The organism is Brachybacterium sp. (assembly GCF_052095815.1).
Lineage (GTDB): Bacteria > Actinomycetota > Actinomycetes > Actinomycetales > Dermabacteraceae > Brachybacterium.
Genome location: NZ_JBQDLF010000054.1, coordinates 1 through 21,870, shown reverse-complemented (window position 1 = coordinate 21,870; position 21,870 = coordinate 1). Strand labels below are relative to the sequence as shown.

Sequence of the window (21,870 nt, the reverse complement as noted above, 5' to 3'; positions counted from 1 at the left end):
CCTCCCGACCCTCGGGGGGCACCCGGCCCCGGTTGCGGTCGATCCTGTTCCCGGCCCTGCCCCTGGCCCGGATCCGGGTGCTGCGGGTGATCCTCTACGCCTTCGTGGTGCTGGATGTGCTGACCTTCTCGCGCGATGTCCTCGCCCACGCGAACAACGCCGGGTTCTATACGCCGCTCGCGCTCGCGCGCCTGCTGCACCTGCCGCCCGTCACCGCGCCGCTGGCGTGGACCCTGCTGGTGCTGATCCTCGCCGGGTGCGCGGCGGCGATCGCGGGCTGGCGGCCACGGCTGTCCGGCACGGTGGTCGCGCTCGCGTTCTGGCTGTGGATGCTCTACAGCAACTCCTACGGCTACGTCGCCCACGACCACATGGCGCTGATGGTGGCGGTGGCGGTGCTGCCGACGGTCCGGGGTGCCTCCCGCACCGGCCCGGAGAGCGGCGGCGCGCTGCCCGCGGGGGGCGATCCGGCGAGCGGCGGCGCCAGCGAAGCCGCCGGCTGGGCGCTGCGCGCGATCCAGCTCGCGGTGATCGCCACCTACTTCTTCTCCGTGGTCCCCAAGATCCTGTACTCGGGCTCGCTCGCGAACTGGGGCAACAGCGCGATCCTCACCTGGGCCTCGATCCGCCGCGGCAGCGGACTCGCGCACTGGCTGGTGGAGTTCACGCCGTGGGTGTTCGTTCCCGCCCAGTGGGCCGGGCTCGCCCTGGAGGCGCTCTCCCCGGTGGTGCTGTTCCTGCGCGGGAAGGCCCTCTACCTCGCCGTCGCGCTCTACCTGGGCTTCCACCTGTCCACGCTGGCGCTGCTGGGGATCCACTTCCTGCCCACCGCGATCTGCTGGGCGGCGTTCCTGCCGCTGGAGCGGCTGCGATGGCCGGGACGCAGAGCACAGCACTCCCGCTGAGCCCTGGCCGCCCGGTCACTCTCCGTCCTGGCAGACCGCGACCGACTCCCCCTCGAGGGGCCACGTGACGGTCTCGCGACTCCCGTCGTCCACGTCGATGCAGGTGACGATGTTCAGGAGGAGGCCCTGGGACAGCGCGATGTGCAGCTCCCCCGAGGGATCGAGCACGACGATCCCGTCGATGACGAAGGGAACGATCTGCGACGTCCCCGCGCTGCCGTCGGCGCCCGGCGCGGAGGTGAACACCGCGTACCCGGTGTCGCTCGTGATGTTCCAGGACGCGCTGATCCAGCGATCGATCTGGTAGCTCGACGGAGAGGTGACCTGCCAGGTCCCCGGCACTGCGGAGGGCTCCTCGGCATCCATGACCCCAGCGCTCCCGACGGGTCCATCGGGGCGGTCGTCGGTGAAGGCGAAGAAGGGGCACTCCGGCGGGGCCGCCACCGTGGCGGCCGCGCATTTCTCGAGGGTCGCCTCGACCTGTGCGGTGACCTCCTCGAAGCCCTGCGTGGAGAGCTCATAGCCCAGCACCGCCCCGGCTCGGCGCAGCTGCTCCCTCTGCATCGGGATGGAGACCTTCTCGACGACCGGGAACAGGCGCTCGCTGCGTGCGGGCAGCCCCAGTTCGTAGCTGCCCGGCAGCAGGCGCAGGATCAGGAGCTGCTGGCCGTACATGCCCTCCCGGCTCGGCTGCCCCGACAGCGGGATCGGGACCGCGTTGATCAGCAGCTCCCGGACCCCCTCCGGCACGGTAACCACGAACTCCGTCGCCACCACCGGTACGAGCTCCCACGTCGCCGGGGCGAAGGAGCTGGTGGCCTGGGAGCGCACGGTGAAGCTGGCCTGCTCGACACTCGTCCCCGAGCTCAGCGACGCGGTGACCGTGGCCTGCCCACCGCCGGTCTCGACGGCATCGATCGTGTAGGAGGTGATCCTGTCGGTCGCGGCACGCAGCACCTCCTCCGTGAGGGCGATATCGCTCGTCTCCGCGGAGTCCGCGAGGTGCTCGCGCACGGTCGCGACATCGCCGGCCACGAGCGCATCGAGAAATGCCCTCACCGGATCCTCCGGCGAGGCACCACCGATCAGCAGCCGCGGCAGCACCAGCACGAGGACGAGCACCGCGCAGATCGCACCGGCGAGCGCGACTCCGCGGCGGCGCGTTCGCCTACCGGAGCCAGGATCGGCGGCGCTGACACGTCCTGTGCCACCGCCGGTCCCGGTGGCGGGAATCTCGCCGGTGCCAGGCCCGCGCAGCGCGGCCGGCTCCCCCTCGGGCCGGGTCCAGCCCAGCGGGAGGGTCCGCCCGGTGGGGGCAGATTTCGACTCTTTCACGGTGCTCCCGGCTCTGGCTGTCGGACGGCTCCGGCCGACAGCGGGATGGGCACTGCCGGCGAGCGGTCCTCGATCGCGCAGCAGAATGTCCCAGGATACTCGGCCCGTTCATCGAGGGTTCCCGGAGACTTCACCGGGGCAGAGGTCGGTTCCCGGCGTAGCTCCAGGCCGAGAGCTCATATCCGCCGTCCACTCGGCGGATGCTCGCGCCGAAGAGCGCGGAGGTGGCGTGGACCGAACCCGGCATCGGCTCCGACGGCGTCGCCGCGCCGCCGTCCGGGGCGACGGCCGGCACGGCCAGGGACGGCGCTGACGGAAGCAGTGAAGTGGACGGCGTGGACGGCGTGGCGGGCGGTGAGGACGATGGTGAGGAGGCCGGTGCTGCCCGGACCGTCGGCGGCGGCGCAGAGCGGTCGGCGGGCGTGCTGACGGTGAACTCCGCGACCAGGTGCTCACCGCGGAACTTGAAGCTGTCCCCCAGCATGTTCACATAGTCGATCTCGGGCTGCCGGGTCACGCTCCAGGAGCCGACCGTCCCCTCCGGCAGGTCCACCGCGATCGGGCATCCCGCCGGCCGCGGGGAGGTGCTCTCGGTGCACTGCGCGATCTCGCTGCGGATCACAGATCTCACGCGCCTCGGCGGGCAGGCTGAGCCCGTAGTCGATGTCGATCATGCCGGTCTGCCACTGGCCGAGGACGGGCGGCACATAGATCACGCGGGGACGGGAGGTCAGGGGCGGCTGCGGCGGGGGCAGCTCGATCGCGTAGCTGCCGGGCAGGACATGCAGGACCACGCCGATCCGGTTCGCGCCGCGCTCGCTGAACAGCACCTCGGGGATCTCGAACTGCTGGCCGTTCAGCAGGAGGGAATCGGTCCCGGTCAGCGGGCTGACGGTCAGGATCGGCAGGTGGATGGGCTCCAGCTCCCAGGTGACCGGGGAGAAGGGCCCCGCGCTGGTCGCGTGCAGAGCCAGCACGGTGCGGTGCTCCTCGCGGCGGTTGCGGAGGGTGGCGGTGACCTCGGCCGAGGTGCCGTGGAGGTCGACCCGGTCGATCACATAGCCGGCGATGCCGCCCGCGGTGGCCCGGTGGACCGCGGCGCTGATCGCGATATCGAGGGTCCCCTCCACCGGGCGCACGTGGCGGCGCACCGTCTCCATGTCACCGGAGATCACGGCGTCGAGGTACTCCCGTGTGACGTCGTCGGGGCCCTCAAGTCGCAGCAGCAGCCAGGGCAGGGCGATGGGGAGGAGCCCGATCACGGTGATCGTCGCGATCGTGGTGCGCAGCCGGGACCTCGTGCGGATCCTCCGGCGGCGCGGCACACTGCCCTGGTGGCGGAGCGAGATCTCCGCACCGAGCCGCTCATCGGCGCTCCCCGGGCGGGGCGGGGTGGTCTGTGAAGCGGCCGCATCGATGCTGCCGGCAACGGGCCATCCCGTACGGATGATCCGGCCGGGCGTCTGCTTCCGCTCCGGGATCACATCGCGCTCCGAGGCCAATCTCTCGCGTGGAGGAAGAGTACCGCGAAGGCCTCCCGAGCGCACCGGGCACATCGGATCAGTACGGGCGCATCGGGTCAGTGCGGGCCAAGCCGGGTCAGCTCGATGAGGCTCAACCGCAGGCGTCCCAGGAGCTGGAGGTGACCTCGGCATCGTCGATGACGACGACCCCGTCGAAGTGACCGGTCTCCTCGTCGACGCAGTAGGCGTAGCTGAACGAGGCCGTGCTGCGCAGGGCCACGGCGAGCTCTCCGTCACCGTCGATGGTGACCGTGCCATCGACCTCGAAGGGCACCGTGATCGCAGCCGCCGCCCCGGCCTCATCCTGCACACCCCGGTCGGTCGCTGGATCCTCGGCCGACAGATCATCCGGAGTGAACTGGGCCGTCCCCTCCCCGTGCACCATCCATAAGAAGGAGTCCCCCGGGTGCACCTCGACGCGGGGCGGGTCCGTGAGGGTCCAGGTGCCCTGCGAGGCGGTGTTCGTGGAGGGTCCTTCCGGACCATCGGGCTCCGAGGCTGCGGGCTCTGGCGCAGCGGGCTTCGAGGGATCGGGCACCGCGAACGGACAGCCCTCGGGCGCCGACGAGGTGTCGGTCGCGCACTCCTCGAGCGCCGCGTCGATCTGGTGCTGCACCTCCTGCAGCCCGTCCTCGGCGAGGGTGTGCTGCAGGCCGTGGACGGGCTTGCGCCAGGTCCGGAAGGCGGGTGGGGCCTCGAGGGCGATCGGCTCTGCCTCCAGCCAGCGCCGCGACTCGGGCAGGGAGATCTCGTAGGTCCCGGGCAGGAGCTGCACCGTGATCCGTGACTCGTACGGAACGCCGGTGAGGCCGAGCTCGGCGACTGGGAAGGAGACGCCGTTGATCCCGACCTCCTGTGCCCCGAACGGCACGTCGATCACGAACTCGGGAAGTGCCACCGGCGCCAGCTCCCAGGCCAGAGGCGAGAAGGGGCCGGCGTCGGTGGCGGTCAGGGTGAAGGTGACCTCGCTGCGGGCCGCTGGGGTGTGGAGCGAGGCGGTGACGGTCGCGGTGTCGGCCGCGACCTCGACCTGCTGGATCTCGAACGACTCGAGGCGGTCGCGGGCCTCGCCGAGGACCTGCGCGGTGAGTGCTGCGGCGCTGGCGTCCGGGGCATCCTCCGTCTGTGCAAGCACGGTCTCCAGGTCGCCGTCGACCACGGCCTGGAGGAATTCGCTGATCACCCGCTCCGGCCCTGCGGTGCTGCTGAGCAGCCGCGGCAGGCCGACGAACAGGGCGACCACCAGCGCGAGCACGCAGCCGATCGCGAGCAGCCGCCGTGTACGGCGGGACCGGACTCGGAGGGCGGAACCCGACGGGCCAGCCATCGCCGCCCCATCGCCCCAGCCGAGCGGCAGCGCACGCCCCACCGCACGCTTACGTCCTCGCACCCCCATGCAATCCTCCCCGCGGGCCGCTTCCGGCGGCCTGCTACAGCGCGCCCTTGCCCGCCTTCTCCCGGGCGCGGTCGGCGAAGCTCACACCCATCGCGGCCAGGGTGAGCGCCATGATAATCACCAGCGCGATGGTGAACGCCTCGAGCCAGGAAGTGCCGCCCAGGGTGAGGGAGAAGATGATCCCGGGGATCATCGCGGTGCCGATCGCGGCGCCGGTGCGCTGGCCCAGCTGCAGGATGCCACCGGCGACGCCGCCGAAGCGCGGGTCCACGGAGTTCAGGGTGAGGGTCTGGTTCGGGGAGATGGTCATCCCCTGGCTGAGGCCCATCAGCGTCAGCGGTGCGGCCAGCCACCAGAACGCGATCATTCCGTTCTCCACGAAGCCGGTCAGCAGCGCGGTGCCGGCCAGGCCCACGAAGGCGACGCCGAAGCCCACGATCACCATCCGCCGCCCGAAGGTGAGCACGTAGCGGCCGGAGATCTGTGAGCTGATCGCGGCGGCGATCGAGGAGGGCACGCCCATCAGGGAGGCCTCGAAGGCGGTGTGGCCCAGATGCATCTGCAGGTACAGCGGCACGATGATCCACACGCTGGTGGCACCCAGGAAGTACACCGAGACGATGAGGATGCCGTTGCGGAAAGCTCTGTTGGCGAAGATCGCGGTGTCCACCATCGGGCTGCGGCCGGCCTGCCGGTAGCGCCGCTCCCACACCCACCACAGGCCCAGCATCAGCAGGCCGGCCGGGAAGGACATCCACACCAGCACGTGCCCGCCGCGCTCGAGGAAGGGCAGCATGACCCCCAGGATCGCCAGGCACAGCAGCAGCGCACCGACGGGGTCGAGATCCGGGCGCCCCTTCCCCCGAGACTTGTCGTCGGGGATGTACCTGAAAGCGCCGATGATCGCGATCACGCCGATCGGGGCGTTCATCAGGAACATCCACCTCCAACCCCAGTTCGGCCCCAGCAGCTGGATCAATGCGCCGCCGACGACCGGGCCGATCGCGGTGGCCACCGCGACCGTCGTGGCCAGCAGCGCGAAGGCCCGCGCCCGGTCCTGGCCGCGGAAGTGCTGCTGGATGAGGGCGACGGTCTGCGGGTTCAGCAGTCCGGAGCCGATGCCCTGCAGGATGCGTGCGAGGTTGAGCATCTCGACGTTCGGCGCCATGCCCGACAGCAGCGAGCCGAGGGTGAAGATCCCGACGCCGATCACGAACATCCGTCGGCGCCCGGTGGCGTCGCCGGCCCTCCCGGCCGGGACCAGCAGCATGCCGAAGGCGAGCGCGTAGCCGGAGATCACCCATTGCAGGTCGCCGGTGTCCGCCTCCAGGCCCTCGCCGATGGCGGTGAGGCCCACGTTGATGACGCTCACGGCGATCAGGGCCATGAACAGTGGGGCGAGGAGGACGGCGAGCAGGGGTTTGCGACGCACCGGAGGAGTCAGCGCGCTGGAGTCGGGGATCACCCGTTCACTCTATGCACTCAGTGCACTTCTGAGGAGGGTGGGGTGACCGGCGGGACAGCGGCGTGAGCCGGCCGGCCGTGAGGCGTGGGTCAGGACTGCTGCGAGGCGCCGTCGTCGGGGCCGGAGTCGGTCGGCGGCCGCGGCGCCGACTCGGCGAAGGGGCTCGCCCCCGTGCCCTCGAGCAGGCCGCGGGCGTCGTCCCGATAGGGACCGGCCGGGATCCCGTAGCGGGTGCGCTCGCTGAGCAGGGGCGCGGCGGTCTGCACCGTCCGTAGGGAAGGACGGCCCGGGAAGGGGACGCCCGTGAACCGGCCGAACTGCTCGCCGAGGCCCGCGGGGCGGGTGCGATCGGCCTGGTCGAGCAGGGCGAGGGCATCGGCCGGGCTCGGGAAGCGGGAGGACCACACGTGGCCCGGGGGCAGGAGCGAGGTGAACAGCGCGCCCGATGGGCGGAACCACAGCGAGCCGGGCTTGCTGCGATCGCGCAGGGCGTGGGCGCGCCAGGTGGTGATCGGGTGGGAGGAGCCCCAGTTGACCCAGTGCACGAAGAAGCTCGGGTCGGTCGCGGCACGGTCGGCGAGCTCGTGGACGTTAACCTCGGTGCCCAGGTACTTCCCGCCCGAGAGCAGCCCCATCACACCGGCGGAGCCCTCGGGCGCGAAGCTGTAGCCGAAGTTGTCGGCGGTGTACTCCTGAGAGCGGGACAGGGCCGGGCCCAGGAGCGGGACCAGGGAGAGCAGGTTGGTGAACAGCAGGCGGAAGTAGGAGACGTGGCCGGCGGCCAGGTGGCCCACCTCATGGCCGATCACGAACTTCAGCGCGTCGCGGTCACGGCCCTGACCGCCGACCTCGAACAGGTCCGAGTGCACCACCACGAAGCGGCGGAACCCGTGGCCGGAGGCGAAGGCGTTGATCACGCCGTTGCCCATGGTCACGTAGGCGTCCGGGACGTTGCGCATCCCGAACTGGGCGGCGGCCTCGGCCACCATCCGGTAGCCCTCGGGGAACTGGGTGGGGCTCATCCGCACGGAGGTCGCGCGCAGCTGGGCGTACATGATCGCGCGCACCCACCAGATCAGAAACGGCAGCAGCGGCAGCAGGAACACCAGCTGAATCACCAGCGGGAGCATCGAGGCGTACTCCCACGCCTTGGAGACCGCGTCCTCGCCCTGCTCGGAGTACAGCCAGATCGTGCCGCCGATCGCGCCGCCCCAGGAGAGGTAGCCGAGCACCGTCGCGGCCACGCCCACCCACAGCAGCGGAAGCTCCCAGGGGTGGCGGATCCGGCGCTGGCCGCGGACGCCGTGGGTGGTGGCGCCGTTGACCAGGGACGGCTTCTGCGGGGCCGAGGGCGTCGGTGACACCTGCGCGGCGGTGGGCGGATAGGTCATGGGGTACTCCTCGAGCGGTTCTGCTCACGGGGAAGGGTCGGTCGACCCGTGCGGGCCATGGTCCGACGGTAGACCCGCTAGCCCCGCCGCGCATCACCGATCGCGCTGGTCAGGCCCGATCATGGACGGGGGGAGGAGAATCCGACGACCTTCGTCGCGGTGGGGTCGTCCGCGCGGCCGATGGGGGTCGACGAGCGACGCACAGTCGCCGACGCTCGGACCCCGGCGCTCAGTAGGTGATGGTGATCGAGCCCGCGATGCGCTGACCCTCCACATTGGCGCCGTTCGAGGCCAGGCCCATCGTGCCGCCGAGGACCGCAGGACTCAGGTAGCTTCCGCCGCCCCCACCGCCGGCCCCCTGGGAGGCCGCCCGTTCCGACAGCACGCGAGTCACTCGCAGCGACGAACTCCCTGCGCTGCCGCCGCCGCCGTAGCCACCGCCGCCCGATCCGGAGACATGCAGGCTCAGCGTCGTCGCGCTCTGCACTCCGTTCCCACCGGCGGCGTTGAATCCTGCGCCCCCGGAGTTCCCGACGACGAGGTTCCTGGCATTCTCCGTCGTCCCGCTGGCGACCGCCACCGTACCGGCGGGGCCACCGGTGCCGGCCGTGCCGTTGGTTCCTGCCCGTCCTCCACGAGCCAGGACGTTCGTGGTGGAGTCGTTGGCAGTCGCGGTCCCGTCGGATCCGCTGGCGAGTGCGTTGCCACCGCGGGCCTGCATCCCGGTGAACGCTCCGCTCGTGGCGGAGCCGCCGCCACCGCCACCACCGCCCGCAACGATCACCGGGGTGTTGCCGAGCAGGATCGCTGACGCCCCACCACCGGACCCGCCGCGGCTGCGATTGGTCGTCCCCGTGCTGGGGAAGGCCGGACTGTCCCCGCCCTTTCCGTATCCGCCACCGCCGACGATTGCGGTGGCGCTGGTCCGTTGGCGAGACCCCCCGGCCCCCACGATCAGGCGTAGCGGCTGTCCAGGTGTCACGGCGATCTCCCCGGAGACGCGTGCGCCTGCTCCGCCCTGGGACTGGTCGATGCCGCCACCGCCGGCACCTTCGACCTGCACCCGCACCCGGGTGACGCCGGTAGGGACGGTCCACGTCGTGTCGCTGGCCTGCGCGCTCGTAAGCGCCGGGCGGGGCGCGGTGTACGTCCGCTCGAAGGAGGCGGCGATCGCGGGGGCGGCTGTCGCCGCCAGCGCGACCGGGGCCGCCCAGGCGGCGCCCTTGAGGACGTGTCGGCGGGCGGGCGTGGATTCGGAGCCGGTCATGGGCGCCTTCCTGGTGACGGCGGCACCCTCGAAGGCGCGCCGGGCGATCACAGCCCACACCCCGGTCGGAGCACGGGAGGTCCTTATCGGTAGCCAAGCTACGCTCTTGATCGTCGGACACTCAAGGGCTCAGATGCACTGTGCGCACGATGTGTCCCATGCCACGGATCACTTTGCGCGGGTATGACGGGAATGCCCATATCCGCTGGTCAACTGCCACCGAAGGAGCGCGCCGGCCCACCGAGGGTCGCCGTCGATCAGGCCGTCTTGGCCACCCGAGGCGCCGTCACGGCGATGTCGTCGCCGTACCGCGCCGTGCCCGTGATGCCGCCTGAGTCCACGACCCAGCGATAGCGGAACTGGATCTGGGTCCGCTGCGCGACTCGCGCCGTGACGACGTCGCCGGTGCGCAGCGTCTGGTTCCCGGAGGTCGTTTTGAACGTGATGGTGTTGCCCAGCACGGCGGACGTCGCAGTGTCCAGCACGCTGGCGGTCAACTCCGCGTTCCGAGCGTTCGCGTGATAGAGACTCGAGTCGAAGGCGAAGGTGTACGTTCCCGGCCCCAGGCACACAGCAGGACTGAGGAGTGTCGTGGTGGTAGCGCTCGCTGTGCTCGGATCGTCCTGCAGGAACGCGGCGTTGGCGAGATTGTTGGCGTTGCTCGCAAACCTCACCTGCGGGGCGCCCGCACTCCTCGTCTGCGTCCAGTTCTCGATGACCGCGTTGTTCGTCCCGGGCTTGAAGACAAAGCTCGACTGGATCTGCGCTGCTGTCTGCGGCGCGCACTCGAACGACGCCGCGTAGGCGGGAGCGGCGATGCCAGCAGCGACTGCGGGGGCCGCCCATACGGCACCCCTCATCAGCGCCCGCCGGTTCGGGTATCGGGTGCTGGCAGGGGTCGTGGTGTCCACCGGGGCTCCTCGCGAATGACTCGCAAGTCCTTCATCACTCGCGAGTAAGTTTGGAGTCTCGAGGCTATCAACCTGTTGCTGGCTCACCACCATGGACGTTGCTCATGCGACATCTCGCGCGGAGCGCGCCGCAACGACCTCAGCGGAACAGCCACCCGAGCAGAGCGCGCTTCGCCCCGCGGTACGGCGGGGTGACCAGCCGGAGGGTGTCGGGGCGCAGCGGCTTCTTCACGACGGGCTTCGCATGCGTGAACACCTCGAAGCTCGCGCGGCCGTGGTACTTCCCCATGCCGGACTCCCCCACCCCGCCGAAGGGCATGGTCTGGGAGCCGAGGTGGGCGAGGGTGTGGCCGAGGGCGAGGGAGCCCGAGGAGGTCTCGGCGGCGAACCGCTCCTCGACTTCGGGGTGGGGGCTGAACACGTAGGCGGTCAGCGGCTTCTCGCCCCCGTTGATGCGGGTGATCGCCTCGTCGGGCCCATCCACGGCGAGCAGCGGGAGGACGGGGCCGAAGATCTCCTCCCCCATCATGGGATCGTCCCAGTCCACGCCGTCGAGGATCGTCGGCGGGAGGTAGCGGTTCGCGCGGTCGGCTCCTGCGGTGCCGCCGATGACGGCCTTGTCGTCGTCGATCAGGGCCAGCACGCGGTCGAAGTGCTTCTGGTTCACCATGCGTCCGTAGTCGCGGCTGCGCTGGGGAGTGCGCCCGTACATCGAGGCGACGGCGTCCTTCAGATGGGGCACGAGGGCGTCGAGGGTGGAGCGCTCGGCCATGAGGTAATCGGGGGCGACGCAGGTCTGGCCGGCGTTGGTGAACTTCCCCCACACGATGCGGCGGGCGGTGGTGGCGAGGTCAGTGGCCGCGTCGACGAACACCGGCGACTTCCCGCCGAGCTCGAGCACGGTGGGGGTGAGGTGCTCGGCGGCGGCGCGGGCGACGATCCGGCCGACGGCGCCGTTGCCTGTGTAGAAGATCAGGTCGTAGCGCTGTTCGAGCAGGAGCGTGGTCTCCTCGACCGCGCCCTCGACGACCCTCACCCAGGCCGGGTCGAGGTGGGTGCGCACGAGGTGCGCGAGCGCGGCGGAGGTGGCGGGGGCGACCTCGCTGGGCTTGAGGATCGCGGTGTTGCCACCCGCGATCGCGCCGATCAGCGGGGCGAGCGCGAGGTTCACGGGGTAGTTCCACGGGGAGATGATCAGCGTGGTCCCGAGAGGCTCGCGGCGGATCTGCCCGCTGGAGGGCGCGAGCAGCAGCCCTGGGCCGAAGCGCTCCGGTCGCAGCCAGGCGCGGAGGTTCTTCCGCAGGTGCGCGATCTCCTGGGTGACGACGCCCAGCTCGGTGATCAGCGATTCGGTGCGGGACTTGCCGAGGTCCAGCTCGAGGGCCTTCAGCAGGCGGGGACCCTCGGCGCGGAGCCCGGCGGCGAGGGCGTCGAGCTGCGCGATCCGCGCCTCGAGCGACCGGGTGGTGCCGGCGTCGAAGGAGTCCCGCAGCGCGGCGACGTCGGCGAGGATCTCGCCTCGCCGGACGGCGTCGAGGGCGGTGGGAGCGGCCTGGTGCGCGGCAGTCGACATGGCTCCAGGGTAGGGCCGACGGGTCGCGATGCGCCGTGGGCGAACGGCTGGTCTGCCCCCGTTCCGGCGGGCGTCGATGCCCGACAATGGGGTCTGACGCCGTCCCGAAGGCCGGGCCGACGCGAGGAGGCTCCCCGAATGGCTGTGCTGCTGTCGGCACCGATCCTGCTGTCGATCACCCTGCTGATCTCCGGGCTCGCGAAGCTCGGTGCGCGCGAGGGGACCCAGGATGCGATGCGCTCGCTGCGCCTCCCGCTGCCGACGATGCACGCCTCGGTCGCTTCGGTGCTGCCGGTGACGGAGATCGTGCTCGCGCTCGCGATCTGGATCCCGGCCCCGCCGCTGCAGGTGCTGCTGACGGGGCTCGTGGCGGCTCTGATGTTCACCTATCTGGTGATCATCGCGCGGGCGCTGACCTTCGAGGAGCAGGTGCACTGCTCCTGCTTCGGCACCCTCGCCTCCCCCACCGTCTCCCGCACGACGCTGGTGCGGAACGTGCTCCTGAGCGTGCTGGGCCTGCTGGCCGTGGTCGCGGCGGCGAGCGGCGCGATGACCACTCTCCTGGTGCAGGCGCCGATGGGGCTGATCGGTCTCGGGATCGCGCTGCTGATCGCGATTGCGCTGACGGCCACCACGATCGGCGGCAGTGTCGCCGAGACCGATGCCGACGCCGCGACCGCTGCCTCCACTGCCGCGGCCGACGTGGACGAGGACGAGCTGCTGGACTACGAGCGCTCCCCGATCCCGGCGGCGGTCCTGCAGCAACCTGACGGCCGCCTGATCACCCTCACCCAGCTCACCGCGCAGCGCGCGGCGCTGCTGGTGTTCGTCACCGAGGGCTGCGGGCCGTGCGAGCGGGTGCTGGACCACGCCGAGGAGTGGATCGGCGAGCTGGAGCAGACGCTGCAGGTGCGGTTCGTGTTCTCCCGCCCGCTGGACCAGCTGCGCGAACGGACCACGGACCGCGTCACCGACCACGCCCTCCACGACCTGCAGTTCACCGCCCGCACCGCCCTCGGCGGCACGAGCGCGCCGAGCGCAGTGCTGCTGGGGGCCGACGGACAGCTCGCCGGCGGCCCCGTCAACGGCGGGAGCGCGGTGATCGAGTTCGTGCAGGAGATCCGAGAGCAGCTGGCAGAGGCGCAGCAGAGCCCCGTCGACGGCGAGCAGGAGATGGACTGGCCCGCTCCGTGAACGGGCCAGTCCTTCTCACGCGCTGCGCACCAGGTTCTCTCCGCCGCTTCCCCGTCCGAGGTAGACATCGAGCAGATCGATCCCGCCTGCGTCGACCGCGCCGATGTGCAAGGCAGCGACGTCAAACTGCCCGTCCAGAAGGGCCGCAAGATCATCCGGCACGGCACCGGGCTCGCCGTTCTGCGCATTGATGGTCAGCACCACGACTTCGGTCAGAACGGTGAAGAGCCCCTGCAGAAGGAGGTTGAGCGCCCCGGTGAGGGGCGTGAGCGCTCCGGCCGCAAGGATCGCGTCGCGGATGGTCGTTCCGATGACCGACAGGATCGCAGAGGTGAGCCCCAGGAGCGACGGCTGGACGGTCGCATTGCCGCTGACCAGGTCGGCGAGACTCCCGGTGATCGTGACAGGAATGAGGCCCAGGAGCCCCCGAACCCGGATGTCGACTCGGATCGCACCGAGGACGGCGTCGACAAGGGTTCCGACCTCTCGCGCAAGCGCATCGGTGGGCAGAGGAGCGTCGGTGAAGAGTCGAGTGTTCGGCGCGAGGCTGTTGAGCCAAGGGGACGCAGTGGTGCCCTCGTAGGCACCGCCCAGGAGTGCGCCGAGATCGACGGTGACCACTGCCGGGTTGGACAGTGCCAGCTTCACCGGCCGTCCGGCGCCAGCGGGGAGTTCCGCGGTGTCGAGCGACAGGCTGAGCGAATCCACTCGGAGCAGAGCGTTCACAACAGTAAGGCTGTTGAGCGTGTTCACCAGACCCGAGGTGAGCCCGCTGAGAGTGCCGTTGATGGTGCCGACCGTCGCACCGACCGTAGGCGATGTGAGTTCGGCCTTCAGATAGGAGACGAGGTAGTCGCGCTCCAGGTCAGCCGGCGGGTTGCAGAGCGAGCTGAACTGGGTCCGCCCGGCGACCGCACCGATCGAGAGCTCGGCGTCCGTCACGGCGGAGAGGAGGTCCGCGGTCCCGCTGCCGCCGATCTGGCTCACCACCGTATGGAGGTCGAGGGAGGCGAGCTCGGGCCAGCCGTCGGAGGGCTCGAGACGGATGGACCCGTCATCCGCGACCGCACCGCTGGCTCCGCGCACAGTGCCATCCTGGTTCGCGTAGCCGTACTGGTTGAGAACACCCGTGTCAGTGTTGAAGTTGAGCAGATCCGACAGCGTGTCGGCCAGGCCGGTGAGGTTCAACTGCACCGCGTTGAGGACGCCCGCGGAAAGCGGGTTGGTCTCCTCGTCAGAAGGCGGCGTCGTGGCGTCGACCTCGGCCGTGGCACCGTTGACCGAGGCGACGGCATCCAGATCCGCGGACAGGATCGAGCCGCTGAGAAGCCTGCCGGTGCCGGTGGAGTCGTAGAGAGTCCCAGCAGGGTCGCACTCGCCGGGGCTGGCCGCCATCGCCGGCGCGCTGAGCGAGAACGCAGCGACGGGGGTCGCCCAGGCCGCGCCCTTGACGAGGGAGCGGCGGGTGAAGGCGGAGTGTCCGACCTCGGCGGGGCGGACACGGGAGGGTGCGGTCACGGAAACCTCTTTCGGGCACAGGCGTTCCGGCGCCTCACCTCACGAGTGGCCGGGGCGCGTCCAGTGGACGACGGGGGACGCTTCGCTCCGGGCGCACCAGCGGGCGCCTTCCGAGGGAGGCGCTCTCAGGCGGACAGGTGCGACGGCGGACCGTCACGCCCCCGATATTGACATGCCCTCGGCGAATAGAAACGAGGGCGGTCACGATTCTTCATCTCCGACACCCTTCCGTGACCTTACCGCCCAGTAAGTTTTCCGCGTCGCCACTTTTATCTGGACATTTCTGACAAGTCACCTGTGGCGTCTAGTCTGTGCGCATGAGCTCTCCCGCCCCCGCGCACCGCCCTGAGCCGCAGCCACCCTCGATCCTGTTCGTGTGCACCGGCAACGTCTGCCGTTCTCCCTTTGCCGAACATCTGCTGCGCGATCGACTGCCTGGCAACCGCGCCGTGAGCAGGGGCATCTTCGCCCTCGAGGGCAGTGCGATGGAGTCACAGATGGCGGGCGAGCTCTCCGCGCGCGGGGTCGACCCGCAGGGCTTTCGCGCCCGGCAGGTATCCGCCGCGGACCTCGGGGCGGATCTGATCCTGACGATGTCGCGTCGACAGCGTGCCTACCTTCTGGATGAATTCCCTGCCGCAGCCCGGCGCATCGGACATATGGGACACATTCCAGAACTCGTTCGGATGGCGTCGGAGAATCCGGACGCTCCGCTGAAGGAAATCATCTCCGCGTGGACGCGCCGCGCGATTCCCCCGGGCCTCGACGTCCCCGATCCCTACGGCAAGGACGCGGCGCAGGCGGCACGGACGGCCGCGCTGCTGACCGAACGGGTGGAGCAGCTGGTGCCGGTGCTGCGCCGGGGCATCCTCCCCCTCTGATCAGCCCTCACGGGCCCAGCCGTGGTCCACGAGCTCCGCGACCGTGCCGCGGACGAGGGCCGCGCTCTCGGGGTGCTCCCCGATCTCCTCGACCACCAGTTGCTCGAGCTGGTCGAAGGCGAGAGGGCCCGCGTCGGCGAGCAGGTCCCAGACCAGTCCCGCGAGGCCCGGCAGGTGGATCGCGCCGTGCTGGCCGAGCACGAACAGCCCGGACTCGACGGCGAGCGCCTGGCGGAACGGAGCGGCGGCGATCGTGCCGGGTGCCGGCACCGCGTCCTCGCCGCCGGCAGCATCGCTGGGCCGCGGCGCGATCTCGACCGTCTCGACGTGCTCGGGCGGCGGCAGGCGGCGCAGCAGCTCCTCGAGCTCGGCGGCTTCCCGGTAGCGCACCTCCAGAGCGCCGCCCACGGAGTCCAGTAGCTCGGCGAGCGCGGCGAGGCCTCCGGGCACCTCCCACAGGGAGGAGGTCTGCGGCACGATCCGGGTCAGTGCCTCGGACAGCGGCACCCGCGTCACCGAGGCCCCCTCCCCCAGCCCGCCCTCGTCCTGGATCCGCTCGAGCAGCAGCACCATCGCCGGTGCCAGGGCGGCCGCTTCATCGGCGGCGCGCAGGCCCAGGCCCGGCAAGGCGAGATCCCGCTTCGCGCCGAGCTCCGGATCGTGCTTGGAGACGGGCTTGGGATACGGGGTGATCGCGAAGCTGCCGGGGGTGATGATCGTCAGCTCGTCGGTGAGATAGGCGCCGTCTCGTCCGAGCAGGGAGGAGGCGGTGGACTTCCCCGCCCCGGACGCGCCGACCAGCACGAGGGTGCCGAGCTCGGGGTGGGCGACGGCGCCGGCGTGGAGCAGCAGGCGGGTGCCGATCAGTCGGCGGATCACCTCGCGGGTGAGGTGGCCGGAGATGGTGTAGCTCGCCTCGGGCCGCGCCTGCAGCGGGACGGTCCCGGCGGGGAGGTCGCCGCCGGCGAGCGCGTAGTCGAGGCGGATCTGCGGCATCGCACCGTCGTCGTCGGCGGAAAGCAGGTGGGACCACAGGGCGTCGATCTCCTCGGCCACGGTCTCCAGGCCGGGCCCGAAGGTGAGCAGCACGCTGTGGCCGGCGACCTCGAGCCGGGTCGCGGCGATGGTGGTGGGTGCGGCGGTCATGGGGCGTCACCGTCGATCGTCTCGAGGATTCCGCCCGTATCGAGCTCGGCGAGGAAGCCGGTGATGATCTGCTCGGCGTCCTCGGGCACGTCCTCGACCTCCTGCCGCAGCCGGTCGGCGAGCTCGGCGGGGCTCGCGGCGCGGTCCGGCGCCTCGGCGAGCAGCTCGAGCACGAGGGCGCCGGCGCCCTGGATGCGGGTGATCGGGCCGTGGGGCAGCGCCCCCACCCACAGGTCCTCCCCGTCCCACTCGCTGACCACGGGACGCAGCCGGTAGCGGGTCACGGGACGCTCGCTTGGACGAAGCGACCTGCTCCGCCGGCGTGGAGGAGGCCGGCGTCGGCCGGGACGAACAGCGCCCGCCCGGCGGTGAGCACATGGCGGCCCGTGTCGGACTGGACCAGCACCTCCCCCTCGAGGCCGAGGAGGGTGCGGGGCCCGCCGCCGGGGACGCGGTGGCGGGTGCGGTAGGTGCCGGGCGGGTCGGTGAGCGTCGTCAGCGACAGCTCGAAGTCGTCGACCGGCGCATAGTAGGCGACCGAGGTCGCGGTCTGCCGCTCCGGCGCGACACGCAGCGGCGGCGCGGCCTGCACGCTCACGCACTGCAGCATCTCGTCGGCGTCGACCTTCTTGGGGGTCAGACCCGCGCGCAGCACGTTGTCGCTGGCGGCCATGATCTCCAGGCCCACGCCGTGCAGGTAGGCGTGCAGGGTGCCGGCGGGCACGAACATCGCCTCGCCCGGGCGGAGGGTCACGGGGTTCAGCAGCAGCGCGGCGACCACGCCGGGGTCGCCCGGATGGTGCTCCGCCAGCAGCGCGACGGTCTGGTCGATGCGCGGGGAGGGCGAGTGGCCGGAGTCGGCACGAGCCCGGCAGGCCTCGACGACCTGCTGGACCGCCTCGGGGTCCGGGCGCATGGCGGAGGAGACCAGGGTGCGGAACGCGGCGCGCATGCCGTGGGCGGTGGGACTGCGGGTGAGGAGGGTGTGGAGGCGGTCGGTGAGGTCGGTGCCGAGCCCCTGCAGGAGCGCGGCGGCGCGGCGCGGGGTGCGGAACCCGCACAGCGCGGTGAATCGGGTCAGCGCGATCAGCATCTCGGGCTTGTGGTTGTCGTCGCGGTAGTTGCGCAGCGGCGACTCGAGCGGGAGCCCGGCCGCGGTCTCCGCGGCGAAGGACTCCTGGGCGTGCTCGCGATCGGGGTGGACCTGCAGGGACAGCGGCTTCTCCGGCGCGATGACCTTCAGCAAGTAGGGCAGTCGGGCGCTGAACGCGCGCTCCACGCCGTCGCCGAGCATGCGGCGCGGGTCCGCGGCGATCGCGGCGTCGAGCCCGGCGCCGGCGTCCTGCCCGGTGGCGAGGGTGGAGGGCGCCAGCGGGTGCGCCCCGTACCAGGCCTCGGCCCAGGGGGCGCCGTCGGCGGGACGGCCCAGGAACTCGGGGATCGCGGTCGTCGATCCCCAGTCGTAGTGCTGGATGCGGCTATCGAGCTCCCACACGTCCGCTCCCCCTTCCCTTCTCGTTCCTGCGTCCTTCTGCGCTCATGACGAGCGTCCTCGCGCCCGTCGGCGCCGCTGTCGATCCTGCGGCCAGGGGCCGACGGCTCCTACACTTCCCCCCATGACATCCCCTGTGCAGGTGCCGGTGCCCGTGCGTCTGCGCATGGCCCATGGCTGCCTCGACCATATTGCCCGAGGTGCGGGTGTGAGGATCCTGCATCTCAAGGGCGAGGCGCTGCATCCGCTGCTGGCCGAGGGCCGCGCCGGCTCCTCGGACTGCGACGTGCTGGTGGACCCGGCGCAGGTCGCGACGCTGGTGGCCGCGCTCGAGGCCGACGGGTGGGAGCAGGTGACCACCTTCGAGCACGGCAGCGTGTTCGCGCATGCGGCGACGTTCCACCATCGCGTGTGGGGCACGGCCGATCTTCACCGCGCCTTCCCGGGTCTGGACCGGGATGCGGCGGCGACCTTCGAGCAGCTGTGGGCGCGCCGGGAGAGTGTGGATCTCGGCGGCGCTGCGTGCGCGGTCCCGGATCTCACCGCGCAGAGGCTGGTGCTGCTGGTGCACGCCGCCCGCGATGCGAGCGGCCGCTCCCGTCATGACGTGCGCGTGGCCTGGACCGAGGTGGACGAGGCGGAGCGCGCGCGGATCGAGGGTCTCGCCGCCGAGCTCGGTGCCCAGGTGCCGCTCGCGCTCGCAATCGGTCGCCCGGAGACCGTGGAGGGCTTGCCCGGGGCGCGGGTGTGGCAGGCGGTGCACGACGGCGCCGCCCCGAGGGAGGTGTGGCGGGCACGCCTGCGGGACGCCGACGGCTCTTTGGCGAAGGCCCGGCTGCTGGTGGAGGCGCTGCAGGTCAATCGCGATCATCTGGGCCTCCGCCTGGGCCATGCCCCGTCGCGGCGCGAGGTGCGCCGGGAGTGGTGGGCACGCTGGGGCCGCTTCCTGCGCCGCTGAGCCCCGGCCGACGGGCCGACGCGTCGGCCGGCCGCTCCGTGCGGCGGTTCCGTGCGTGCCTCCCGGCGAGCCGTCGCACGAGCAGCCCGAGGCCGACGCCGAGCGCGGCCCCCGCGGTGTTGGCGAGGATGTCGACCAGGTCCTGCTCCCGCGTGCCGATCTCGCCCTGGTAGAGCTCGACCGCGATCGAGAGCCCCGCGCCTGCCGCCACCCACCACCAGGTGGGCACCAGCACGGCGAGCGCCGCGAAGAGCGGCACGAACAGCGCCACGTTCGCGAGCGCCGCGAACATCTCGGGCGTGATCTGCTCACGCAGGCCGACGGCACCGGTGACGGCGTACCAGATCCGGACGTTCAGACGGTTCACGGCCCAGCCGTCCGAGGTCAGCAGCAGCGCGCCCGCCGCGAGCGGGTAGAGCAGCAGCACGAGCGCGGCGAGGAGGCGGAGGGGGCGGGGAAGGGCAGGGCCGGTGCGCTGCGCGGCCCCCGCCTCCGGGGCGGGCCGGGCCATCGTCAGTAGGCACCCGAGGAGGCGAGCACGGCCTTGACCGTGCGCATGAGGATCTGGAGGTCCTGGGTGAAGGACCAGTTGTCGACGTAGTAGGTGTCCAGCCGCACCGTGTCCTCCCAGGAGAGGTCGCTGCGGCCGGAGACCTGCCACAGACCGGTGATGCCGGGGCGCACGTGGAGGCGCCGACGAGCGCCGTCGTCGTAGCGCTCCACCTCGCCGGGCAGGGCGGGACGGGGGCCGACGAGGCTCATGTCACCGCGCAGCACGTTCCACAGCTGCGGCAGCTCGTCGAGGGAGAAGCGGCGCAGGAAGCGTCCGGGGGCGGTGACGCGTGGGTCGTCCTGCATCTTGAACATGACCGTGTTGCCGCGATCCTGGACGGCGCGCTCGACCATCTCGGCCTTCACGGCCTCGGCGTCGGTGACCATCGTGCGGAACTTCAGGAACTCGAAGTGCTTCCCGTCGCGTCCCACGCGCTGCTGGCGGAAGATCACCGGTCCTCCGTCGTGGGCTCGGATACGCAGCGCGATCACGGCCAGCAGCGGGGAGATCACGACGAGGACGAGCGCGGCGACGACCACGTCGAACAGACGCTTGGTCCAGCGCAGGGCCTGGCGGGCGCGGGGGAGATCCATGTGCACCAGCGGCAGGCCCGCGACGGGGCGCATCGTGACGCGGTCAGCGGAGATCTCGGTGAGGGCGGGCACCACGATCACGCCGATCCTCTCGTGCTCGAGCTTCCAGGCGGTGCGGCGGAACTCCTCGGCGCTCGAGGTGGAGCCGGCGGTGAACAGGAGCATGTCCGGGTCGGCGGACTCAGCGATCGCCAGCAGGTCACGCTCCGCGCCGAGCACGGGGATCCCAAGCCGGGAGGAGTCGGCGATGCCTCCCGGGGTTACAGCACCCACGATGTCGTAGCCGAGCCACCGCTCCCGGTGCAGGGTCGCGGCGATCCCGTCGACGTGGCCGAGGGAGCCCACGGCGATCACCGACTGCCGGAAGGCCCCCCGCACGCGGGCATTGGCGAGACCGCGCCGCAGCAGCAGCCGGTTCAGCAGCAGCAGCGGCGGGCCCGCCACGAAGAACGCGAGGAAAAAGGCGCGGGAGAGCTCGAGATCCAGCAGGTAGACGAGCGCGCCGATGACGCCGAAGGCAGCGCCGGAGGCGTGGAGCACGTTGCGGTAGAGCTGGGGGCCGGAGGTGAGCTGGCGCCGGTCGTACCCGCCGAGCACCGCGATCGCGGCCAGCCAGCCCAGCGCCATGATCAGGGAGGCGCTGGCGACGTTCTCGCGAAGATCGCCGGCCGGCGGCAGGACGACCTGGCGGACGGCGAACGCGATGCCCACTGCCAGGGTGAGCGCGAGCACGTCCGCGAGGATCATGGCCGGGAGTGTCAGCAGGCGCAGGCGCGCCTCCGACGTGCGCTGGGTCCTCGTCGCGGCTCGACGGCGTGCCGCAGCGGTCCGCTCGGCGTCCAGCTCGGCCATGGTCCCCACTCCCAGGTCCCCGGGAACAGCGTTCAACAGCCCTCCACGGCTCATCGGCGACCACGGCCACCGTCTCACACCCTTCGCCGGACCGTTCGGCCCGACGCCCCGCCGCCTTGAGCGCCCGAAGGAGATAACGGGCGAAGCGACGCTTGGTTGCGACTTTAATGGTGGGTAACGAGGGATAAGCACAGTTGTTCGGAAATTGTGATCAGAGACGCTGGGCTCACCCTGGCGGCCACGCGACCGAGAGCGAGAGGTAGGTCCGTTGCGTGAGCGCGCGAGAGAGCTGGACCGGCTGCCGCGTGGTGCTCGGCGTGAGCGTGCCGGTGACGTCGGCGATGATCGCCTGGTTCGTGGTGGACCTCCAGCTCATCGGGCCGGGGCCAGCTCAGAGAAGCGGCCTGCGGATTCTCCCGGCGCGGGCCTCAGTGCCTCCAAGGGAGCAGCACCCACGGTAGTCGGATCGCCCAGAGGCCAGAGTATTGCGGTGCACCACGATTCAATCGCGTGCACGAGACACCCGGCCCACTAGCTCACGAATAGGGAAAACTGGCTCCATGACAGTCGACCCGCAGCTCATGCCCGCGCAGGCCGAAGCCTCTCAGCAAGCGCGCTCGGGACTGCCGCACGAACAGGTGACAGTTGGGGTTTCAGGCCGCGAGGTCCACGGCCGGGTTCATGATGGTCTCGTATTCGATGGGGGTCAATCGGCCCAGGCGGGCCTGTCGGCGACGGCGGTGGTAGGCACGTTCGATCCAGGTGATGATCGCGATCCGCAGCTCTTCTCGAGTTCGCCACCGCTCGCGGTCCAGGACGTTCTTCTGGAGCAGTGCGAAGAACGATTCCATCGCGGCGTTATCGGGCTCATCGCATCCGAGGGTGTAGCTGGTTTCTGAAGCCTCCTGATTCGAGGA

Annotated in this window: 21 protein-coding genes; 4 read left to right on the top strand and 17 right to left on the bottom strand. The window is 71.2% G+C overall.

The genetic code is table 11. From position 1 onward, the window contains the following. Positions 1 to 905 (top strand): hypothetical protein (locus tag ACTH43_RS16220; protein ID WP_441445933.1); only part of this gene is annotated, 905 nt, incomplete at its 5' end. A gap of 15 nt (positions 906 to 920) precedes the next feature. Here ACTH43_RS16220 and ACTH43_RS16215 read toward each other — a convergent pair. From ACTH43_RS16215 to ACTH43_RS16175, 9 genes are all read right to left on the bottom strand, one after another. Next, positions 921 to 2,240, bottom strand: a complete 1,320-nt coding sequence (locus ACTH43_RS16215) for a hypothetical protein (RefSeq protein WP_193115777.1) — start codon at positions 2,238 to 2,240, stop codon at positions 921 to 923. A 130-nt stretch (positions 2,241 to 2,370) separates the two neighbouring features. Further along, a complete protein-coding gene (locus ACTH43_RS16210; RefSeq protein WP_441445932.1) occupies positions 2,371 to 2,724 on the bottom strand; it encodes a hypothetical protein in 354 nt (117 codons plus the stop codon). Then, positions 2,693 to 3,742: a hypothetical protein gene (locus tag ACTH43_RS16205; protein WP_441445931.1), complete on the bottom strand. Its 1,050-nt coding sequence runs from the start codon at positions 3,740 to 3,742 to the stop codon at positions 2,693 to 2,695. Before ACTH43_RS16205 ends, ACTH43_RS16210 begins: the two co-directional genes overlap by 32 nt. A 112-nt stretch (positions 3,743 to 3,854) precedes the next feature. Then, on the bottom strand, positions 3,855 to 5,159 hold the full coding sequence (locus tag ACTH43_RS16200) for a hypothetical protein (RefSeq protein WP_441445930.1): 1,305 nt from the start codon (positions 5,157 to 5,159) through the stop codon (positions 3,855 to 3,857). 34 nt (positions 5,160 to 5,193) lie between these two features. After that, entirely contained in the window at positions 5,194 to 6,624 is a 1,431-nt protein-coding gene (locus tag ACTH43_RS16195) for an MFS transporter (protein WP_441445929.1), read from the bottom strand. An 89-nt stretch (positions 6,625 to 6,713) separates the two neighbouring features. Next, positions 6,714 to 8,015 (bottom strand): M48 family metallopeptidase, encoded by a 1,302-nt coding sequence (locus ACTH43_RS16190; protein WP_441445928.1) that lies wholly within the window; start codon positions 8,013 to 8,015, stop codon positions 6,714 to 6,716. A gap of 229 nt (positions 8,016 to 8,244) precedes the next feature. Further along, complete coding sequence (locus ACTH43_RS16185; RefSeq protein WP_441445927.1) at positions 8,245 to 9,282, bottom strand: hypothetical protein; 1,038 nt, start codon at positions 9,280 to 9,282, stop codon at positions 8,245 to 8,247. A gap of 257 nt (positions 9,283 to 9,539) precedes the next feature. Next, positions 9,540 to 10,193, bottom strand: a complete 654-nt coding sequence (locus ACTH43_RS16180) for a hypothetical protein (protein WP_441445926.1) — start codon at positions 10,191 to 10,193, stop codon at positions 9,540 to 9,542. A 139-nt stretch (positions 10,194 to 10,332) separates the two neighbouring features. Beyond that, entirely contained in the window at positions 10,333 to 11,766 is a 1,434-nt protein-coding gene (locus tag ACTH43_RS16175) for an aldehyde dehydrogenase family protein (RefSeq protein ID WP_441445925.1), read from the bottom strand. A gap of 138 nt (positions 11,767 to 11,904) precedes the next feature. Between ACTH43_RS16175 and ACTH43_RS16170 the strand changes: the two genes are divergently transcribed. Next, the gene (locus ACTH43_RS16170) at positions 11,905 to 12,960 is read left to right on the top strand and encodes a TlpA family protein disulfide reductase (protein WP_441445924.1); all 1,056 of its coding nucleotides are present in this window, start codon (positions 11,905 to 11,907) and stop codon (positions 12,958 to 12,960) included. Positions 12,961 to 12,975: 15 nt separating this feature from the next. Here ACTH43_RS16170 and ACTH43_RS16165 read toward each other — a convergent pair whose 3' ends face one another. Then, the gene (locus ACTH43_RS16165; protein ID WP_441445923.1) at positions 12,976 to 14,478 is read right to left on the bottom strand and encodes a choice-of-anchor G family protein; all 1,503 of its coding nucleotides are present in this window, start codon (positions 14,476 to 14,478) and stop codon (positions 12,976 to 12,978) included. Between the two features lie 374 nt (positions 14,479 to 14,852). Here ACTH43_RS16165 and ACTH43_RS16160 point away from each other — a divergent pair, with 374 nt between their 5' ends. Next, a complete protein-coding gene (locus ACTH43_RS16160; protein ID WP_441445922.1) occupies positions 14,853 to 15,359 on the top strand; it encodes an arsenate reductase/protein-tyrosine-phosphatase family protein in 507 nt (168 codons plus the stop codon). On the opposite strand, the gene ACTH43_RS16155 is transcribed toward ACTH43_RS16160, so the two are convergent. Genes ACTH43_RS16155 through manA form a run of 3 tightly spaced genes read right to left on the bottom strand, consistent with a single transcriptional unit; the run spans position 15,360 to position 18,000 of the window. Further along, the gene (locus ACTH43_RS16155) at positions 15,360 to 16,505 is read right to left on the bottom strand and encodes a hypothetical protein (protein WP_441445921.1); all 1,146 of its coding nucleotides are present in this window, start codon (positions 16,503 to 16,505) and stop codon (positions 15,360 to 15,362) included. Beyond that, positions 16,502 to 16,789: a PqqD family peptide modification chaperone gene (locus ACTH43_RS16150; protein ID WP_441445920.1), complete on the bottom strand. Its 288-nt coding sequence runs from the start codon at positions 16,787 to 16,789 to the stop codon at positions 16,502 to 16,504. Before ACTH43_RS16150 ends, ACTH43_RS16155 begins: the two co-directional genes overlap by 4 nt. After that, on the bottom strand, positions 16,786 to 18,000 hold the full coding sequence (gene manA / locus ACTH43_RS16145) for a mannose-6-phosphate isomerase, class I (protein WP_441445919.1): 1,215 nt from the start codon (positions 17,998 to 18,000) through the stop codon (positions 16,786 to 16,788). The genes ACTH43_RS16150 and manA overlap by 4 nt, the downstream gene beginning before the upstream one ends. A 121-nt stretch (positions 18,001 to 18,121) precedes the next feature. Here manA and ACTH43_RS16140 point away from each other — a divergent pair, with 121 nt between their 5' ends. Next, a complete protein-coding gene (locus ACTH43_RS16140) occupies positions 18,122 to 18,955 on the top strand; it encodes a nucleotidyltransferase family protein (RefSeq protein WP_441445918.1) in 834 nt (277 codons plus the stop codon). Here ACTH43_RS16140 and ACTH43_RS16135 read toward each other — a convergent pair. From ACTH43_RS16135 to ACTH43_RS16120, 4 genes are all read right to left on the bottom strand, one after another. Continuing rightward, a complete protein-coding gene (locus ACTH43_RS16135) occupies positions 18,855 to 19,466 on the bottom strand; it encodes a VanZ family protein (RefSeq protein ID WP_441445917.1) in 612 nt (203 codons plus the stop codon). The two genes, ACTH43_RS16140 and ACTH43_RS16135, sit on opposite strands and share 101 nt — an antisense overlap. Before the next feature lie 2 nt (positions 19,467 to 19,468). After that, on the bottom strand, positions 19,469 to 20,989 hold the full coding sequence (locus tag ACTH43_RS16130; RefSeq protein ID WP_441445916.1) for a sugar transferase: 1,521 nt from the start codon (positions 20,987 to 20,989) through the stop codon (positions 19,469 to 19,471). Positions 20,990 to 21,179: 190 nt separating this feature from the next. Continuing rightward, a complete protein-coding gene (locus tag ACTH43_RS16125) occupies positions 21,180 to 21,329 on the bottom strand; it encodes a hypothetical protein (protein WP_441445915.1) in 150 nt (49 codons plus the stop codon). A 277-nt stretch (positions 21,330 to 21,606) separates the two neighbouring features. Further along, the coding region (locus tag ACTH43_RS16120; protein ID WP_441445914.1) for an IS3 family transposase at positions 21,607 to 21,870 on the bottom strand (264 nt) is incomplete at its 5' end.

What these genes read in the sequence shown, in the direction of transcription:
- ACTH43_RS16185 (WP_441445927.1), bottom strand. Translation starts at nt 9,282, where the DNA reads ATGACCGGCTCCGAATCCACGCCCGCCCGCCGACACGTCCTCAAGGGC.
- ACTH43_RS16155 (WP_441445921.1), bottom strand. Translation starts at nt 16,505, where the DNA reads ATGACCGCCGCACCCACCACCATCGCCGCGACCCGGCTCGAGGTCGCC.
- ACTH43_RS16125 (WP_441445915.1), bottom strand. Translation starts at nt 21,329, where the DNA reads ATGAGCTGGAGGTCCACCACGAACCAGGCGATCATCGCCGACGTCACC.
- ACTH43_RS16170 (WP_441445924.1), top strand. Translation starts at nt 11,905, where the DNA reads ATGGCTGTGCTGCTGTCGGCACCGATCCTGCTGTCGATCACCCTGCTG.
- ACTH43_RS16210 (WP_441445932.1), bottom strand. Translation starts at nt 2,724, where the DNA reads ATGCTGGGGGACAGCTTCAAGTTCCGCGGTGAGCACCTGGTCGCGGAG.
- ACTH43_RS16175 (WP_441445925.1), bottom strand. Translation starts at nt 11,766, where the DNA reads ATGTCGACTGCCGCGCACCAGGCCGCTCCCACCGCCCTCGACGCCGTC.
- ACTH43_RS16200 (WP_441445930.1), bottom strand. Translation starts at nt 5,159, where the DNA reads ATGGGGGTGCGAGGACGTAAGCGTGCGGTGGGGCGTGCGCTGCCGCTC.
- ACTH43_RS16140 (WP_441445918.1), top strand. Translation starts at nt 18,122, where the DNA reads ATGACATCCCCTGTGCAGGTGCCGGTGCCCGTGCGTCTGCGCATGGCC.
- ACTH43_RS16190 (WP_441445928.1), bottom strand. Translation starts at nt 8,015, where the DNA reads ATGACCTATCCGCCCACCGCCGCGCAGGTGTCACCGACGCCCTCGGCC.
- ACTH43_RS16135 (WP_441445917.1), bottom strand. Translation starts at nt 19,466, where the DNA reads ATGGCCCGGCCCGCCCCGGAGGCGGGGGCCGCGCAGCGCACCGGCCCT.